At 68.6% G+C, this 17,075-nt stretch carries 10 protein-coding genes, 1 tRNA gene and 1 pseudogene; 8 read left to right on the top strand and 4 right to left on the bottom strand.

The window, feature by feature from the left end; translation table 11 throughout:
- Positions 1-86: 86 nt before the first annotated feature.
- Positions 87-159 (top strand) — tRNA-Ala (locus OID54_RS13175).
- A 188-nt stretch (positions 160-347) separates the two neighbouring features.
- Here OID54_RS13175 and OID54_RS13170 read toward each other — a convergent pair.
- Both OID54_RS13170 and OID54_RS13165 read right to left on the bottom strand, forming a co-directional pair.
- A complete protein-coding gene (locus OID54_RS13170) occupies positions 348-1,934 on the bottom strand; it encodes an NADH-ubiquinone oxidoreductase-F iron-sulfur binding region domain-containing protein (RefSeq protein ID WP_329018657.1) in 1,587 nt (528 codons plus the stop codon).
- Complete coding sequence (locus tag OID54_RS13165; RefSeq protein ID WP_443055575.1) at positions 1,931-3,535, bottom strand: hypothetical protein; 1,605 nt, start codon at positions 3,533-3,535, stop codon at positions 1,931-1,933. Before OID54_RS13165 ends, OID54_RS13170 begins: the two co-directional genes overlap by 4 nt.
- 718 nt (positions 3,536-4,253) lie before the next feature.
- Between OID54_RS13165 and leuS the strand changes: the two genes are divergently transcribed.
- From leuS to OID54_RS13140, 5 genes and pseudogenes are all read left to right on the top strand, one after another.
- Positions 4,254-7,118, top strand: a complete 2,865-nt coding sequence (leuS, locus tag OID54_RS13160) for a leucine--tRNA ligase (protein ID WP_329018654.1) — start codon at positions 4,254-4,256, stop codon at positions 7,116-7,118.
- Between the two features lie 284 nt (positions 7,119-7,402).
- Positions 7,403-8,194 carry a hypothetical protein gene (locus tag OID54_RS13155; RefSeq protein ID WP_329018651.1) on the top strand — a complete coding sequence of 264 codons (792 nt, stop codon included), beginning with the start codon at positions 7,403-7,405 and terminating at the stop codon, positions 8,192-8,194.
- Positions 8,195-8,489: 295 nt separating this feature from the next.
- Positions 8,490-9,335, top strand: coding sequence for a DegV family protein (locus tag OID54_RS13150; RefSeq protein WP_329018648.1), 846 nt, complete (start codon positions 8,490-8,492; stop codon positions 9,333-9,335).
- Positions 9,336-10,187: 852 nt separating this feature from the next.
- A complete protein-coding gene (locus OID54_RS13145) occupies positions 10,188-10,994 on the top strand; it encodes a ComEA family DNA-binding protein (protein ID WP_329018645.1) in 807 nt (268 codons plus the stop codon).
- Positions 10,991-13,582: pseudogene (locus tag OID54_RS13140) on the top strand (ComEC/Rec2 family competence protein); the annotation flags it as partial. The gene OID54_RS13145 and the pseudogene OID54_RS13140, both read left to right, overlap by 4 nt.
- Positions 13,583-14,039: 457 nt before the next feature.
- Here OID54_RS13140 and OID54_RS13135 read toward each other — a convergent pair.
- Positions 14,040-14,510 (bottom strand): pyridoxamine 5'-phosphate oxidase family protein, encoded by a 471-nt coding sequence (locus OID54_RS13135; RefSeq protein ID WP_443055574.1) that lies wholly within the window; start codon positions 14,508-14,510, stop codon positions 14,040-14,042.
- Between the two features lie 65 nt (positions 14,511-14,575).
- On the opposite strand from OID54_RS13135, the gene OID54_RS13130 reads away from it, so the two are divergent.
- On the top strand, positions 14,576-15,457 hold the full coding sequence (locus OID54_RS13130; protein WP_329018642.1) for an arylamine N-acetyltransferase family protein: 882 nt from the start codon (positions 14,576-14,578) through the stop codon (positions 15,455-15,457).
- A 7-nt stretch (positions 15,458-15,464) separates the two neighbouring features.
- Here OID54_RS13130 and OID54_RS13125 read toward each other — a convergent pair whose 3' ends face one another.
- A complete protein-coding gene (locus OID54_RS13125; protein ID WP_329018637.1) occupies positions 15,465-15,710 on the bottom strand; it encodes a hypothetical protein in 246 nt (81 codons plus the stop codon).
- 56 nt (positions 15,711-15,766) lie between these two features.
- On the opposite strand from OID54_RS13125, the gene holA reads away from it, so the two are divergent.
- Complete coding sequence (gene holA / locus OID54_RS13120) at positions 15,767-16,753, top strand: DNA polymerase III subunit delta (RefSeq protein ID WP_329027469.1); 987 nt, start codon at positions 15,767-15,769, stop codon at positions 16,751-16,753.
- The last annotated feature ends 322 nt before the right edge of the window (positions 16,754-17,075 follow it).

Raw genomic sequence — 17,075 nt, 5'->3', positions numbered from 1 at the left:
AGGAATGGATTTGGTGAAGCACCCCGGAGAGCGTTAATGTTGTCGACGTCGCCAGGGGAAACCTTCAACCGGGCGGCATCTCGCAAGGGGCTATAGCTCAGTTGGTAGAGCGCCTGCATGGCATGCAGGAGGTCAGGAGTTCAATTCTCCTTAGCTCCACACAATCACTCTCCAAAGATCCCGTCAGGTCTGATGACCGGGCGGGATCTTTCGCATGGTGGCGAGGATGGGTTCCCCGCTCGACACGGAGGCGCGGTGACTCACCGGTTCCTCGGTGAGTCACCGCGCCTGCTCGTGTTCCCCGTGTGTGCGAGTTCGTCCGACCACTCCCGTGAAGTGGGTGTCGATCAACCGCGTCCGCTGCCCAACTCCCTGCGTCGGGACACGGGCAGTCCGGGACGGGCCAGCGAGGTCGGAACCGCGGTCTGTTCGATCCGCATCGCCAGGGCGGGACATCGGCGCACAGCCCGCTGGGCCCGCCCCTGTAGATGCACCGGCACGACCGCGTCGGCCACGGACGGGTAGCCGTCGGGATTGATCCGTATCAACTCCGGGATGATGTCGGCGCAGAGCCCGTGCCCTTGGCAGAGGGTCCAGTCGATCAGCACCTTCTCGCCGCTCGGGATGGACTCTTCCGATTCCTGGTAGCCGGGCAGCGGCAGCGGCAGTACGCCCGTGGTCTCCCGGCCGCAGCCTCCGTAGAACACATGGGCGGCCAGGTCATCGGTGAACGCGGACAGCGTCGAGGCGAAGAACCGGGCCGAACCGTCAGGATGCTTGCAGGCCCCTCGTCCCTTCACCGCCTGGGTGACCTCCCGCAGGGCCTCAAGTGCCGCCGGACCGCCGCCGTTCATCACATCCGCGAGCCCTCCTGCTGCTGCGGGGAGGCCCAACTTGCAGGGTCCGCACTGCCCTGCGGTCTCGGCGGCGAGCCAGTTCGCCACCCGCAGTGCCTCTCCCAGCGGGCAGGTCTCCGGGCCGATCGGCAAAATGGCGCCGGCGCCCAATGAACCACCGACGGCCGACAGGGACTCTCGGGAGACGACGGCGTCCTGCACAGCGGCCGAATCGATCCAGTTCCCGTGGTAGCCGCCGGTCAGCACCCCCTGTGGCACGGGGGGAGCCCCGGCCATCTGGAGGACGTAGCGCAGCGGAACCCCGGTGGGCACCTCGACCACCATGGGACGCAGCACCGCCCCCGAGATCGTCAGCATCACCGTGCCAGGCTCCTGGCCCGTTCCCGTGTTGCTGTAGCGGCGGGCGCCGATCCGGGCCGCGACGGCGACCTGGGCAAAGGTTTCGGCATTGGACAACAGGGTGGGCGCACCCCCGACACCGCTGTCGGAAGCGCGCACCCGGCGGCCGGGTGGCAGCGCGGGACCCCCGTTGATCGCACGGATGACCGAAGACGCCTCGCCCGAGACCATGCGCTCCGGGGTGCGCACGACGCGTGCCCGCATCCGCTGGCCGCGCCGGTCGGACAGACCCCGCTCCGCCAGCGCCGCGCGCATGGAGATCTCAGTGGAGTTGCGGGTCACCGCAACCACCAGGGTGCGTGCGCCGACCGCCTCAGCCGCCAGGAGCGCACCGTCGAGGATGAGGTGCGGCGCCCGGTTGAGCAGGACGGTGTCCTTGCGGCAAGCCGGTTCGCCCTCGCTGCCGTTGACGACGATCACGGGCCGCACACCGCGGCTGATGGCCGACTTGGCCACGGCGCGCAGCTTCTGTCCAAAGGGAAATCCGGCGCCGCCGCGCCCGCGCAGGGAGATCTCCTCGGTGAGTTGCGCCAGCCGTTCACCGGTCATCGGCTCCAGGGGCCCGTGGACCTTGAGGTGCATCTGCAGGTCGAGTCGCTCGACCAGATCGAAGCCCTGGGTCAGCTGGGGCAGCCCGACCACGCGAACTTCGGGGACGTCGGGGAGAGGGGTGTTCAAGGTCGTTCTCCTGCGGGCGCGTTCCAGGGCTCTCCGGCCGGGGGCGGAAAGAAGGGTCCCGGCATGGCTTCCGCAGTGCCGTACGGATCCGGGTGCTCGGTGCCGAGGTGGCCTGGGTGGGAGCCGTGCACGTCCCAGCCACCGGAACCGGGACGGAAGGTTTCATAGGTGCCGATGACGGGTGCCTCGTAGGGGGGCGGAGGGCCCTGGGGCGGCGTCGGACCCGAGGATGCGGGACGTCGGGAGAAGGCATCGAAGGGGCTGTCGGCGTGGGGTGGCCGAAACCCATCTCCCAAGCCGGGCGACCCGTACCCCGTCACGCCGTATCCGTTGGACCCGTACGTCGTCGCTCCATATCCGTTCGATGCGTAATTCGACGCGTATCCGGTGGTGGGGGCGTACGGCGGTGGGGGTGTGCTGGGCTGGGGAGGCGCGAACGGGGTGGGTGGGAAGGCTGGGGAGGGGGGCGGCGGTGAGGGCGTTGGCCAGCCACCGGCTGCCGGGCCGCTCTCCGTCATGACGGGGAGTTCCTCCGTCATCGGTACCCGCTCTGCGAGCGGAACGGACGGCTCACCGGCACGGGAGACGGCGTGGTAGGCAGCTGCGATGCCCGTTCCCGCGCCCACCGGCCCGCTTCCCGTTGTGAGCCCCGCGCCGGTCGGCTCGGCTTCCGGCCGTGGCGGCACCTCGTACAGCTGGGGGGAGGGCGGGGCTATCCCCGCCTGTCGGCGACGGCGTCCGACGGCGGTTCGATCTGCGGGAATCCCCCCGTAGGGCCGCTGTGTGGGGATGCCGTTCATCCGCTCCAGCCCGATCTCTGTCGCCAGGTCGTCACCGCTGGAGAAGGGCGCTGTGGTCGGGCGGCTCGGTACTGCCGCTTCCTGCGGGGGCGGTTCGTCGCTGCCACGACTGGTCACGGTGAGGATCTTGTCGGAGATCTGACGCAGGACCGGGCGTGGCAGCAGTCGTATCGACAAGGCTCCGGCCACGCTGACCAGCGCCAGGCTGTACATCAGCACCACCCAGGGTGCCGCGGGACGGCCCGAGAAGAGACCGTGGAGCAGTGCGAAGCACCAGGCGGGATAGGCCAACATATGCAGCGTTCGCCAGCCGCCCGCGGCCTTGCTGCTGCCCGCAAGAGCGCTGCGCAGGACGCCGGTCGCCGCGGTGATCACCATGAGCAGCCCGGCCAGCGAGCCGAGGCCGATGAGCCCCGACGTACCGGTGACGCCCAGCCCGAACGGAATCAACGCTCCGACGAGGCTCACATGGCCGAGCGCCACCTTCACGGTGGCGTGCAGCAGGAGGAATCCCAGGGCCCCTGCCGCCGTGGCACGGTGGACGGCCTGAGCTAGCAGTCGATGGCGGGGAGAGAGCAGTAGTCGATCGGTGGCGATCAGCCCCCAGGCGATCGAGGCCGTCAGGGCCACCAGGGCAAGGACCCCGGTGGTGAAGTCGAGCGCTGCGCGAAAACTCTCGCTCCCGCCGATGGCGAGAAGAGGAATGAGCACCAATCCCGCTACGGTCAGGCCGCCTTGCACGGGGCGACCGAGTCCGGAACTCGGGGCGGGCGATGAACGGCTCTTGCGATGAGGCTTCATGGGGCAACTCCGAGGGTGCGGGAAATGCGGTCCCGTTGAGGAATGCTAAGTCGACCCTTGGTGGGCGGAACGACGTTTTGGCGTTTACGGGGGAGACCCGCTTCCGCCGGATGCTGAGGTTGCCCCGGATAAGGTTGATATGCGCGTCCAGCAGGGGGAGTTGGTGCTCCGGGGCTCTGATCGGGGTAGGTGCCCGGTGACCTGCGCGGGACGGACGGCATTCGGCTCCCGGGGCTGTCGGCGATGTCCACGCGTTTCGATACGGGGTTCGTCCCGGATCGTCTCGATGTCGAGAGCGGTCGGTTGAAATTTCCGGTCACTGCCGCTTCTTCGCCGCCCACCATTCCCGTGGGGGTCTTCGCCTCTCGACCGCATCGGTTTTACCGTCAGCCACGACACCATCCGCTTTACCGGCCGTCCGGGAGCCGACATTCCCGGTGCTGACCGCCCCTCGGCCCCCGCTCCCCCGGCGCCCTCTCGCTGCTCACTCCCCGTGCCCGGGGCATACCAGCGCGCGTCCGGATCTGCTGCTGCGGTACTCTGACGCTATGCGTGCCGTACGCCTTCTGCTTAGCGAGCCGCGCTGATCAGTCCCGACGGATGAAAAGGTCCGGTCGGAATCGGCGCGGCTTCCCCTCCTGTGCGAGGGGTCCTTTTGTTTACGGGCTATGCCCATTCCGACCGCTGGGCAGAGACGATCGATGGAGCTTTAAGGATCATGAGCGAGACGAATTCTGCTGCTTCTGCCGCCGAGGTGGCTGCGCCGCACCGCTATACGGCAGCGATGGCCGCCGATATCGAGGCACGCTGGCAGGACTTCTGGGACGCAGAGGGCACGTACGAGGCACCCAACCCGAGCGGCGACCTGGCGGGGGACCCGGCACTGGTCGCTCGACCCAAGAAGTTCATCATGGACATGTTCCCCTATCCGTCCGGTGCCGGACTGCACGTCGGGCATCCGCTGGGGTACATCGCCACCGACGTCTTCGCCCGTCATCAGCGGATGACCGGACACAACGTGCTGCACACCCTGGGCTTCGACGCCTTCGGACTGCCGGCCGAGCAGCACGCGGTCGCCACCGGAACCCACCCGCGGGTGTCGACCGAAGCCGCCATGGACAACATGAAGCGCCAACTGCGCAGGCTGGGGCTCGGTCACGACCAGCGCAGGTCGATCGCGACGATCGATCCGGAGTACTACAGGTGGACCCAGTGGATCTTCCTGCAGATCTTCAACTCCTGGTACGACCAGGAGGCTCAGCAGGCCCGTCCGATCGCGGAACTGGTGGCGCAGTTCGAGTCCGGTGAGCGACAGGTCCCCGACTCCTCGCGCACCTGGGGCGAGTTGAGCGCGGTCGAGCGTTCCGAGGTCCTGGGCGGGTACCGCCTGGCGTACGCCTCGGACGCACCGGTGAACTGGTGCCCCGGCCTGGGCACCGTACTGGCGAACGAAGAGGTCACCGGCGACGGTCGGTCCGAGCGCGGGAACTTCCCCGTCTTCAAGGCCAAGCTGCGCCAGTGGAACATGCGCATCACCGCCTACGCCGACCGTCTGCTGAACGACCTCGACGCACTGGACTGGCCCGAGGCCATCAAGTTGCAGCAGCGCAACTGGATCGGTCGGTCCGAGGGCGCTCGTGTCGACTTCTCGATCGAGGGACGTGACGACGCCCGGATCACGGTCTTCACCACCCGTCCCGACACCCTGTTCGGGGCCACCTACATGGTGCTGGCTCCCGAGCACGCGCTGATCGACTCGATCCTGCCGGCCGAATGGCCGCAGGGCGTGAAGGCCGAGTGGACGGGCGACGCGGCCACACCGGCCGATGCCGTGTCCGCGTACCGCAAGCAGGCCCAGACGAAGAGTGACGTCGAGCGTCAGACCGAGCACAAGGACAAGACCGGCGTCTTCACCGGTGCGTACGCCGTCAATCCGGTCACGGGCACCCGAATTCCGGTCTTCGTCGCCGACTACGTGCTGATGGGCTACGGCACCGGCGCGATCATGGCCGTGCCCGGGCAGGACGAGCGGGACTGGGAGTTCGCCGAGGCTTTCGGCCTGCCGATCATCCGCACCGTCCAGCCGCCCGCAGGATGGGAGGGCGAGGCGTTCACCGGTCAGGGCCCCGCGATCAATTCGTCGAACGAGGAGATCTCGTTGGACGGCCTGGAAGTCGTCGAGGCCAAGGCGCGGATCACCACCTGGCTGACCGAACGCGGGATCGGCGAGGGAACCGTCAACTTCCGGCTGCGCGACTGGCTGTTCAGCCGGCAGCGCTACTGGGGCGAGCCGTTCCCCATCGTCTACGACGAGGACGGTGTGGCCCACTCGCTGCCGGACTCCATGCTGCCGCTGGAGCTGCCGGAGGTCGACGACTACTCACCGCGTACGTTCGACCCCGATGACGCGGACACCAAGCCGGAGACCCCGCTGTCCCGGAACGAGGAATGGGTCAACGTCACCCTGGACCTCGGCGACGGTCCCCGCAGGTACCGCCGAGAAACCAACACCATGCCCAACTGGGCCGGTTCCTGCTGGTATGAGCTGCGCTACCTGGACCCCCACAACAGCGAGCAGTTGGTCGCTCCCGACATCGAGCGCTACTGGATGGGGCCGCGCGACGGGATGCCGCACGGCGGTGTCGACCTCTACGTGGGCGGCGCCGAACACGCCGTGTTGCACCTGCTGTACGCACGGTTCTGGTCCAAGGTCCTGTTCGACCTGGGGCACATCTCCTCGCCCGAGCCGTTCCACAAGCTGTTCAACCAGGGCATGATCCAGGCGTACGTCTACCGTGACAGCCGTGGTTTCCCGGTGCCCGCCGTCGAGATCGAGGAGCGGGACGGCAAGTTCTTCCACGCGGGCGAGCCCGTCAAGCGCGAGCTGGGCAAGATGGGCAAGTCCCTGAAGAACGCGGTCACTCCCGATGAGATCGCTGCGGAGTACGGTGCTGACACGCTGCGGCTGTACGAGATGGCGATGGGGCCACTGGATGTGTCCCGCCCTTGGGACACCCGCGCCGTGGTCGGCCAGTACCGACTGCTGCAGCGGCTGTGGCGCAATGTGGTGGACGAATCCACCGGCGAGGTCACCGTCGAGGACCGTGAGCCGGACGAGGCCACGCTGCGTGCCCTGCACAAGGCGATCGACGGCGCGGGAGCCGATCTGGCGGCGCTGCGGTTCAACACGGCCATCGCCAAGATCACGGAACTGAACAACTACCTGACCAAGTCCGGCGGGCCGCTGTCCAGGAGCGTGGCGGAGCGACTGGTCCTGCTGATCGCCCCGCTCGCCCCGCACATCGCCGAGGAGCTGTGGCGGAAGCTGGGCCACCGCGAATCCGTCGTGCACCAGGACTTCCCGGTCGCCGACCCCGTCTATGTGGTGGACGAGGCCGTGACCTGCGTGGTTCAGATCAAGGGCAAGGTCAAGGCACGCCTGGAGGTCTCGCCGACGATCTCCGACACGGAGTTGGAGGCGTTGGCTCTGGGCGATGCCGCTGTCGTCGACGCCCTGGGAGGCGGCGGCATCCGCAAGGTCATCGTGCGTGCCCCGAAGCTCGTCAACATCGTCCCCGAGTAGTCCTCTTCCCCGAGACGGCCGGTCAGCGGTGGGCCTTCCCCGGACGGCGTGCTGCGCCGCGTCGGCCGTCTCGGAGCCTTCCCGGACGCCCTGAGACCGATTCGCGGCCTGATGTGCGGCGACGCGCCGACTGCGGGTGGCTCAGGGGGCGATCAGGGGCTCCTCAGGGTCTCCACTCAGGGCAGGTTGAGGGTTCCAAGGAACCCTTGGCCTGCCTGCGGCGTTTACGGTGGGAGGAGCACGACTACGGTGGATGTAGGACAACCGAAGCCGAAGGGGCGCCCATGGAAAGCGCGATTCTGATACTGGCGCTGCTCTTTGTCGCTTTTGTGGCGCTCGGGGTCTATGCGACGGTGAAGGCGGTGCGCATTGCCAAGAAGGGCGTGGAGCGTACGGTCAACCAGGCGCGCCGTACGGTCGAGGACACCACCCTGCGGGCCAAGAGCTACGGTCAGATCGGCGTCGCGGGCGAGCTGGCACAACTGCGGTTGAAGCTGCGGACCTCCATGCGGGCGACGCAGGACGCTCTGAACGCCGGCGTGGCCGAGGACGCCTCGCTCTCCGAATCCATCAGCCTGTTCGAGCGCCTCAGTGTTCACGGGCGCGAGTTGGACGACGAGCTGAAGCGCCTTGAGCGCGAGCCTGACCGGGTGACGATCTCCAGCAAACTGCCCGAGCTGCGCGAGCGCATGGAGCGGATCACACGCTCGGCCGAGTCGCTCCGCTGGGCGGCCCGGGATCGGGCGAGTCGCTTCGCCGAAGACGATCTGGACACCTTGGCGGGCCAGATCGACATGGAGGCCGGAGCCCTGCGGCACTGGGCGGACACCGAGTCCCCGGCGGATGCGGGATCCACCACGGGATCCACCACGGGATCGGCCTCCGACTGGCCCGCGGCGGACGATCGCACGGTGGCCCATCAGTCCTGGTCGGACGAGGAGTCCGCGACCGGGGAGGGCGCCAGCAAGTCCGGCACCGGCCCAGCCGACCAGCAGCCGCAGGCCATTACGGCGCGTGATCCCCGGCTGACGAGCTACCCGTGGGAGAAGTCCGCGCGCCCCGAGACCACCAACTGAGGCGGTACGAGTCGGGGCCGGGGGAGTCCCCGAGCCGCCCTGTGGCATGTCCGCTGTCCGCGGCCGGGGGAGTCCCCGAGCCGCCCTGTGGCATGTCCGCTGTCCGCCGGGCCGACTCCCGCCGAGTGCTCCGCATGGTTCTGGGCATCCGAGGGGCCATGAGCCGATGTGACGGGGAGAGCCACCGCAGCAGTCACCACCGCACCGGAGTGGAACGGGCGGGGCGGATGGGACCGAGTGAGGTACCGAGGGGCCGGGCTCCCGTTTGCGAGCGCTGACCGGTAACCTCCCGCTCATGTCCCGCCATGTCGCTATCGTCACCGATTCAACGGCCTACCTGCCGCAGCCGGCGATGGCGCGCCACGGCATGGTGGCGGTGCCCCTGACCGTTGTTCTCGGCGATGAGGCGTTGGAAGAGGGCACCGAGATCTCGGCCCGCTCGCTCGCTCTGGCCCTGCAGAAGAGGCGCTCGGTCACCACCTCGCGCCCCAGCCCCCAAGTCTTCGCCGAGACCTATCGCGCACGCGCCGAGGCGGGGGCGACCGGCATCGTCTCGCTCCATCTGTCCGCTGAGTTCTCGGGCACTTACGACGCCGCGGTGCTGGCCGCGAAGGACGCACCGGTACCGGTGCACGTGGTGGACACCGGCATGGTCGCGATGGCGCTGGGATTCTGTGCGTTGGCTGCCGCCGAAGCGGCTGAAGCCGGTGGCAGCCTCGACGAAGTGGTGGCCGCGGCAGAAAAGCGGGCCGCGAACACGTCCGCCTTCTTCTACGTCGATACCTTGGACTATTTGCGGCGCGGTGGCCGTATCGGAGCGGCGCAGGCCCTGTTCGGCTCGGCACTCGCGGTGAAGCCGTTGCTCCAACTGGTCAACGGACGCATCGAGATGCTGGAGAAGGTGCGGACGGCATCGAAGGCGATCGCCCGGCTGGAGGAGATCGCCGTGGCCGAGGCGGGCAGCGCCACCGTGGATGTCGCAGTCCATCATCTGGCGGCTCCCGAACGTGCCGCGGCCTTGGCGGATCGGCTGCGTGAGCGGGTACCGGGGCTGGTCGACCTCCATGTCAGCGAGGTGGGCGCGGTGATCGGGGCTCATACGGGTCCGGGCCTGCTGGGGGCCGTGATTTCACCGCGCTGACGTCTACGGGTCGGTCGATGCGGCGCCCCGCGCTCCGGCGGGTTCCTCCGTCTCCCCGTCTCCGTACGTGAACGGTGCCCGCGCTGGATTTCTGCGCCCGGCCTCGGCTTCTGTGGAAGGGGCTGGTGGCCTTCGTGGGCCAGGGCCTGATGCGGTGGCTTGGCCGCCTGGGCACGGTTCTGTCCCTGTGAGGGGATGGCTTGCCTTGGTGTGGGATGGCCGGTCTTGGCGAGGGGCGCCACGGCAAGGAACGGTGGCAGGCGGCGTACGCGATGCGGCCATGTGGTCGGGGAGACGTCTGGGACAGTTGGCGCGGTGGTGGGCTCAACAGGGTTCATGTGAGTGGCTGGGTTATCCACAACACGTGAGTTATCCACCGTAATTGAGGCCGCTCAGCGAGATCAGCAGGGGCTGTTTAGCGTCCTGTGCATGGATCTTCGATCACGTTCTGCAACCAGCGGGCCGGGCCGCGCCCCGGCTTCGGACGGTCGTGCCCGTACTGGGCGTGGCGCGGGTCCGACCGCCCGGGCCTCTCGTGTGCGCCCCGCCGTCGGCTTCGGCACCCGACCGGGTGGCCACGGCCGAGGACCAGCATCGGGTGGCCGTGGCTCCCGATCGGGCGTCGGCCGAAGGCGGCTGCACCGCGCATCCCGCCCTTCTCACCCGGGGGTGCAGGTTTCCTCCCATGAGGTGGCCAGGCGGAGAGCGGTCGCCTTGTTCGACCCACCTTCGGGTAGCGGTGCTGGCGCCACAGGGGCAGCTGACGGCCCCGTGCCCCTTGCCGCGGCGTTCCCATCGCACGTTCGAGCGGATGAATCCCAAGGGTCCGCAGAATCAGCACAGTTGGCCTCCGTGTCACCATCCCGCCCACCCGGAGAGGTCGCAGCGGGTGAGGGGAGCGGTCACGGGGCTTGGCGCAGGCTTGCTCTCGCCACCCGGGAGCGGCTGCCCCTCTGGGTGCAGCTGCGATGCGGGCTCGAACCGAAGACGCTGGTGGCGTTGGCAGTCGTCTTCCTGGTGGCGGCGGTCCTCGCGGCCCAGCACTTCTGGACCGGACGACCGGAGACCGTGCGGGCTCCGGAGGTGCTGTCGGAGCCGGTGGCGCAGGCGCGGACACCCCCGCCCGGGCCTGCGGCGATTCCTCGATCGACGCCGTCGACAGTTGGACGCATCGTCGTCGATGTCGCCGGCAAGGTACGGCGTCCTGGTGTGCTGAAGCTGCCGGTGGGCTCCCGCGTCGCCGATGCCCTGGCGGCTGCTGGTGGGGTGAGGGCGGGGGTGGACACATTCGGCCTCAACCGCGCTCGGGTGCTCGTGGACGGTGAGCAGGTGGCAGTGGGTGTGCCGGCAGCCCCTGTTCCGGTCCCGGGAGTGGACGGTGGCGCAGCCGTGGCGGGTTCGGGCGTTCCCGGGGATCCTCGCGCCGGCGGTCAGGGCGGGCACGGGGCGGGCACTGCCCGAACCGCAGGGACGCTGAGTCTGAGCACGGCCACAGCGGAGGAGTTGGACACCCTTCCTGGTGTCGGACCGGTGCTGGTCCAGCACATCATCGACTACCGCACCCAGCACGGCGGATTCCGCTCCGTCGATCAACTGCGTGACGTCGACGGCATCGGGGACCGACGGTTCGCCGAGCTGAAACCAAGGGTGCGGCCGTGACGCGCGGGGAAGCCCACCGCGGGTCCGCCCATTCCTTGGGGAACTCCCACCCACGCCAAGAGGGTCCTGCCGACCTGCGATTGGTGTGCCCTGCCCTCGCGCTCTGGGGTGCGGCTGCCCTGGCCGTCGCCCTGCCGGGGCGGACAACAGCCCTCGGGGTCGTGCTCTGTGTCTGTCTGGCGATCCTCCTACTGGCTTGGACCGTGCTCCAGCGCGGTGGATCTTCATCGCCGGCCCGTACGACTACTCCCGCCTCCGGCGACGGTGCTGCCCGCCGGGACAGTCGCCTGCGGCTGAACGCCACCGCGCTCGCGGCAGTGTTGCTGGCAGCGGCGGCGGGTGCCGTGGCAGGAGGGCTCCACAGCGCTGATCAGCGGCGTGGTCCGCTGCCGGACATGGCAGCAGCGCACTCCCGCGCCACCGTCGAACTGACGATCTCCACCGACCCCCGGTTCGCCCGGCCCCGAGCACCGAGTGAATCCTGGATGGCACGAGCTCTGCTCTTTGACGCCGAGGTCACCCGCGTCACAGCACCTGGGGGAGAGGTGACAGCGACGAGGAACCCCGTGCTGGTGATCGTGCGGCCGGGCCTACCGCAAGCAGCCCTCGCACGCTGGCAACGACTTCTCCCGTCGACCCGACTGCGCCTCCACGGTCAGCTCGCACCACCGCTTGCCGATGATCACCGCTTTGCCGCCGTACTGAAGGTGCCGGGGGGCCGGCCTGAGATCATCCAGGGCCCCTCCTCCCTGCAGAGGAGGGCTGGCGACCTTAGGGCCGGGCTGCGCGAGGCATCGAAGGATCTGAGCCCAGATGCTCGCGCGCTGTTGCCGGGGTTCGTCGTCGGTGACACCACGAGGGTCACCCCCGATCTGCAAAGGGCATTCGAAGCAACCGATCTGACGCACCTCCTGGCAGTGTCAGGAAGCAACCTCAGCATCGTGCTCATTCTGCTGATCGGACCACCCGGCCGCGCCCTACTCGCCGAGAGGGGTGGACTCGCACCCCGCCTCGGCATCACCCTGAGGGGGACGGCTCTCCTCGGAGGCACCCTGACGCTTGCTTTCGTCATCGTGTGCAGACCGGAACCAAGCGTTTTGAGGGCCGCCGCCTGCGGAGCGATCGTCCTGCTCGCGATCGCGACCGGGCGTCGACGATCACTGATTCCAGCCCTTGCCGCCGCCGTCGTGGTGCTCGTCCTCTACGACCCGGGCCTGTCCCGGAGCTACGGCTTTCTGCTGTCGGTCCTGGCCACGGGGTCCCTCCTGACCATCGCGCCGCGCTGGAGCGCCTCGCTCCAGCGTCGGGGCGTACCACCGAGGCCGGCTGAGGCGCTGGCCGCGGCAGCCGCGGCACAGGCCGTCTGTGCCCCTGTGGTCGCGATCTTCGCGGCCCGGGTCAGCCTGGTTGCGGTGCCGTGCAATCTCTTCGCGGAGCTTGCGATTGCTCCGGCGACCGTGCTCGGCTTCCTTGCGCTCGCCACTGCCCCGGTGTTCATGCCCCTGGCGGAATCCTTGGCTCAGATCGCGGGCTGGCCGACGGGCTGGATCGCCTCCGTGGCCCGGGCGGGAGCCTCGCTGCCGGGAGCCCAGCTGGACTGGCAGGACGGTTGGAGGGGAGGGCTCTCACTGGCCGCGATCACCGTGCTGGTCGTTCTCGCTCTCCGCAGACTGCCGCGTCATCCATGGGTGGCACTCGTCTGCGCACTGGTACTCCTGTGTGCCGTGGTGCGTCCCGCACCGCTCACCCGGGTGCTCACGGGATGGCCACCGCCTGGTTGGACGTTCGCCATGTGCGATGTGGGTCAGGGAGATGCCATGGTGCTCTCCGCCGGTGACGGCAGGGCCGTGGTCGTGGACGCGGGGCCGGATCCCGTAGCGGTCGACGCGTGCCTCAGGACGCTGAGCGTCGAGCGGATCTCCCTCGTTCTGCTGACCCACTTCCATGCGGACCACGTTCGAGGGCTGCCCGGGGTTCTGAAAGGACGCAGCGTGGGCGCGGTACAGACCACCACCCTTCAGGAGCCCCCGGAGCAGAGCGCATTTGTCCAGAGGGTCTCCGCCAGAGCCCAAGTGCCCTTGACCCACGTTCGTATGGGTGAGTGGAGGAAGGACGGAAGACTGTCCTGGCAGGTGCTCTGGCCACGGCCTCACGCACACAGGGGAGAACTGCCGCACGTCGAGGCACCCGGAAGGCACGGGGGGCTTGAGATGGCCAGCGGATTCGGCCTGCCGGAAGGGCCCAACGACGCCAGCGTCACCCTATGGGTCGAGATCGCAGAGGGGCCTACCCTGCTGATGCTCGGAGACCTTGAACCGCCCGCCCAACGCGGTCTGTTGATCGAGCACCCCAGGCTCGCGCGGGTGGATGTCCTGAAGGTCGCCCACCACGGTTCGGCCCATCAACATCCGGAACTGTTCACCGCAGCGCGTCCCCGACTCGCCTTGATCTCCGTGGGCCGGGGAAACACCTATGGCCACCCTTCGCCTCGTACGGTGAATGCACTGCGGGACGTGGGCGCACGCGTTCTGCGTACGGACAGGGACGGTCCCATCGCGGTCACCGGAGACGGGCAGAGTCTGAGGGCCCACATCGGTGGGAGCGCAGGTTCCGAAGGAACCCTCGCCTCATTCCGACACCTCCATGGTGCGGACGGTTCGTCCACCGCCCGACAGGGCGGCGCGGCCCAGGGGGGACAGCACCGACTCCCGGGGGATGCCAGCCGTCGCGCCCGACCTCGATGCCCATCGCGCTGTCATCGCGGGCGGGCCGATGGGGGCTCGATCGCCGGTGCTGTCATCCGCGTCAGCCAGGACCGAGTACCGCTGCGTGTGCGCCGACTGCTCGGAGCGGTCATCTCCAGAACCCGTGCCGCGGCCGTCGCCTCCTCGTGTGGACGAGCGACTCCTCGGCTGTGTCTTCGGCGCCGTAGGAGCCGGGCATTCCATGGCTCGGGGTTTCCTTCGGCGACGCAGGACGCAGGCTTCGTACTTCTGGCAGGCCGAGCCGCAGCAGTGCTCCCGACGGATTCGGTTCCGCCGGACATCAGACCAGCCATGCACCATCGCGCATCAGATCGCGATCGGCGAGCTCATTGACCTCCCTCCACGCCTGTACGGTCGTCGGGGTGACCCGAAGGTAGATCCAATGCGGTTGGTCGCGCGGGTCCCAACCCTCCAACTTGTCGGCAAAGGCATCCGCCGACCGGGTCGCCAGGGCTGCGCCCTCCACCACCTCGGCGTCTCCTCTGATCAGCACGACGTCCCGGGTCGTTCCCAAGGTGAGGACGACCGGACCCCGAGGGGTCAGATTGATCGCGGTCGGGTTGGTTCGCCGGGTACACATCAACAGGGTGTCCTGGTCCCACACGAAGGACAGCGGCACCAGACAAGGCCCGCCGTCGGCGGATGCGGTCGCCACCCAGACATCGTGGTCCCGAGTCAGTCGGGCGAGGACGTCGTGTTTGCGCTGCTCCACCGAGCGGGCCGGATCGTAGCCGCGGATCTCTGTCGCCATGTTCGGCACGCTAGCCCGCGCCCTTGCCCTTGCGCCTCGGCCAACGGGCCTAGGACCAGCGACTCATGGAAGTGGAGATCATCTGGGGCACCATGGGTGCCATGGACGACTACCTCCGCAGAATCGGTGCTGATCGACCCGCCCGGGTCGACATCGAAGCCCTACGCGAGCTTCAGTTGCGGCATCTGCGCACGGTGCCCTTCGAGAACCTGTCGGTGCATCTCGGCGAGGAGATCGTGTTGGAGGAAGGGCCCCTGCTCGCCAAGATCGTCCAAGACCGCCGGGGTGGGATCTGCTACGAGGTCAATGCAACGTTCGCCGCACTTCTCCGCGACCTCGGGTACACCGTCCGCCTGCTCGCCGGACGGGTGCACACCGCGGACGGGCGATGGGGGATCCCGTACGACCACATGGCGCTTCTGGTGGAGCCGGCGGATGGGAGTGGGCGGTGGGTGGCCGATGTGGGATTCGGTGAGCACGCGCACCACCCCTTGGCCTTCGACGATCGAGCAGAACAGTCGGATCCCGCAGGTTCGTTCAGGATCGTGGAAGCGTCGGGGGGAGGGGCGTCGGGACACGGAGACCTCGACGTACTCCGGGACGGTGAGCCCCAGTACCGCCTGGAGACCAGGCCCAGGGAACTGGCGGACTTCCGCAGCGGCGCCTGGTGGCACAGCACCTCACCGGTCTCGAACTTCACTCGGTCCCCCGTCTGCACCCGGCTCACGGCCGACGGTCGGATCACGCTCAGTGGTCGGACGTTGGTCACGACCGAACACGGTGAGCGGCACGAAGAGCTGCTGGTCGACGATGGGGAGATCCTGGCCGCCTACCAGGAGAACTTCGGTGTGCGTCTCGACCGGGTGCCGGCCGACCCCCGCGATGATGTGGGGCGCACCGACGACCGACCGGCCCGTGCTCGCCCGGAGCGGCGTCCGCCGGCCTAGCCAGAGCTCAAGGAGATTCCAACCAGCCTTCGTACTCTGCTGCAAAGTCGTCGAGGGCCTGTGGGTCGAGACGGCTCGTCGGATCCTCCACCACGACCAGCCACTGGGCGTCTTCGGCGTCGTCCTCACCTGCGAGGGCGTCGCGTATCAGCTGTGGTTCCTCGTGCACGCTGAAGCGCTCTGTCAACTCCCGCGCCACGTCCTCGGCCGTGTCGCGGTCGGGGAGCACCAGTACATGTCGTTCCTCGCTCACCTGGCCATTGTCCGGTACGCGAAGGAGTGTCGGTGGCGCATGGGATGCTGGACGCGATGGCCACCAGGAAGAACTCCAACGACGATCCGCTCGCACCCGTCACCCTCGCGGTGGGGCAGGAGGATCTGCTCCTCGACCGCGCGGTACAGCAGGTGGTCGCGGCTGCACGGGCCGCCGATGCCGATACGGACGTCCGCGATCTCACCGCTGATCAACTGCAACCGGGCACTCTCGCGGAGTTGACCAGCCCGTCACTCTTCGCCGAGCGCAAAGTCGTCATCGTGCGCAATGCGCAGGATCTCGCTGCCGACACCGTCAAGGACGTCAAGACGTACCTCACCGCTCCTGCCGAGGAAATCACCCTGGTCCTGCTCCACCCCGGTGGAGCCAAGGGCAAGGGGCTGCTCGATGCGGCCCGCAAGGCGGGGGCGCGGGAAGTGGCCTGCCCCAAGACGACGAAGCCCGCCGAGCGGCTCACCTTCGTGAGGGCGGAGTTCCGGGCCATCGGGAGATCGGCCACACAGGAGGCGTGTCAGGCGCTCGTCGATTCGATCGGCAGCGATCTACGGGAGTTGGCCAGCGCCGTTTCCCAACTCGCTGCCGATGTCGAGGGAACCATCGACGAGGAGATCGTCGGTCGCTACTACACCGGTCGGGCCGAGGCATCGAGTTTCAATGTCGCCGACCGGGCGGTGGAAGGCCGAGCCGCAGAGGCACTGGAGGCACTGCGCTGGTCACTGTCGACGGGCGTTGCCCCCGTGCTGATCACCAGCGCACTGGCGCAGGGGGTGCGGGGCATCGGCAAGGTGCTTTCCGCACGTGGTGGTCGGCCGGCGGATCTCGCGCGTGAGCTGGGCATGCCGCCGTGGAAGGTCGATCGGGTCAGGCAGCAGATGCGGGGCTGGACACCTGATGCGGTGGCGGTTGCCCTGCGCGCGGTGGCCGAGGCGGATGCGGGCGTGAAGGGTGGTGGGGACGATCCGGAGTACGCGTTGGAGAAGGCGGTCGTGACCATCGCCAGGGTCGCGCGCTCCCACCGCTAGCGCTTCTCGGCGGTTGCGCTCTGCGGCGCTTGTGGTGGGCAGGATCCACCCACTGCCCGATGGGTACATCCGTGACGCCGTTGCTACGCCCCGGGGAGTCACGACCGGCGTAGGTCGGAGACACAAGCCGGGACCCGCGAGGTCGGAGACACAGGAGAGGAAGGGCAGGCGAAAGCCCCGGGCTCTGTGTCCTGGGGAAGGACGAAGAAGCACCGGGGCCTTCGAAAGGTCCTGCGGTCGGGCTCGCACCCGCGTGGCGAACGCAGGTCCAAGTGCAAGCCCTGAAGTGTCGGTCAGGGGCGGATGAGAGGGCCCGCTCACC

The sequence above is a fragment of the Streptomyces sp. NBC_00690 genome (assembly GCF_036226685.1).
GTDB lineage: Bacteria > Actinomycetota > Actinomycetes > Streptomycetales > Streptomycetaceae > Streptomyces.
The sequence above is the reverse complement of the archived record's forward strand: the minus strand, read 5'-3'. Positions and strand labels throughout refer to the sequence as shown.

Coding starts and splice junctions, on each gene's coding strand:
- OID54_RS13165 (WP_443055575.1), bottom strand. CDS start 3,535: ATGAAGCCTCATCGCAAGAGCCGTTCATCGCCCGCCCCGAGTTCCGGA.
- leuS (WP_329018654.1), top strand. CDS start 4,254: ATGAGCGAGACGAATTCTGCTGCTTCTGCCGCCGAGGTGGCTGCGCCG.
- OID54_RS13155 (WP_329018651.1), top strand. CDS start 7,403: ATGGAAAGCGCGATTCTGATACTGGCGCTGCTCTTTGTCGCTTTTGTG.
- OID54_RS13150 (WP_329018648.1), top strand. CDS start 8,490: ATGTCCCGCCATGTCGCTATCGTCACCGATTCAACGGCCTACCTGCCG.
- OID54_RS13135 (WP_443055574.1), bottom strand. CDS start 14,510: ATGGCGACAGAGATCCGCGGCTACGATCCGGCCCGCTCGGTGGAGCAG.
- OID54_RS13130 (WP_329018642.1), top strand. CDS start 14,576: ATGGAAGTGGAGATCATCTGGGGCACCATGGGTGCCATGGACGACTAC.
- holA (WP_329027469.1), top strand. CDS start 15,767: ATGGCCACCAGGAAGAACTCCAACGACGATCCGCTCGCACCCGTCACC.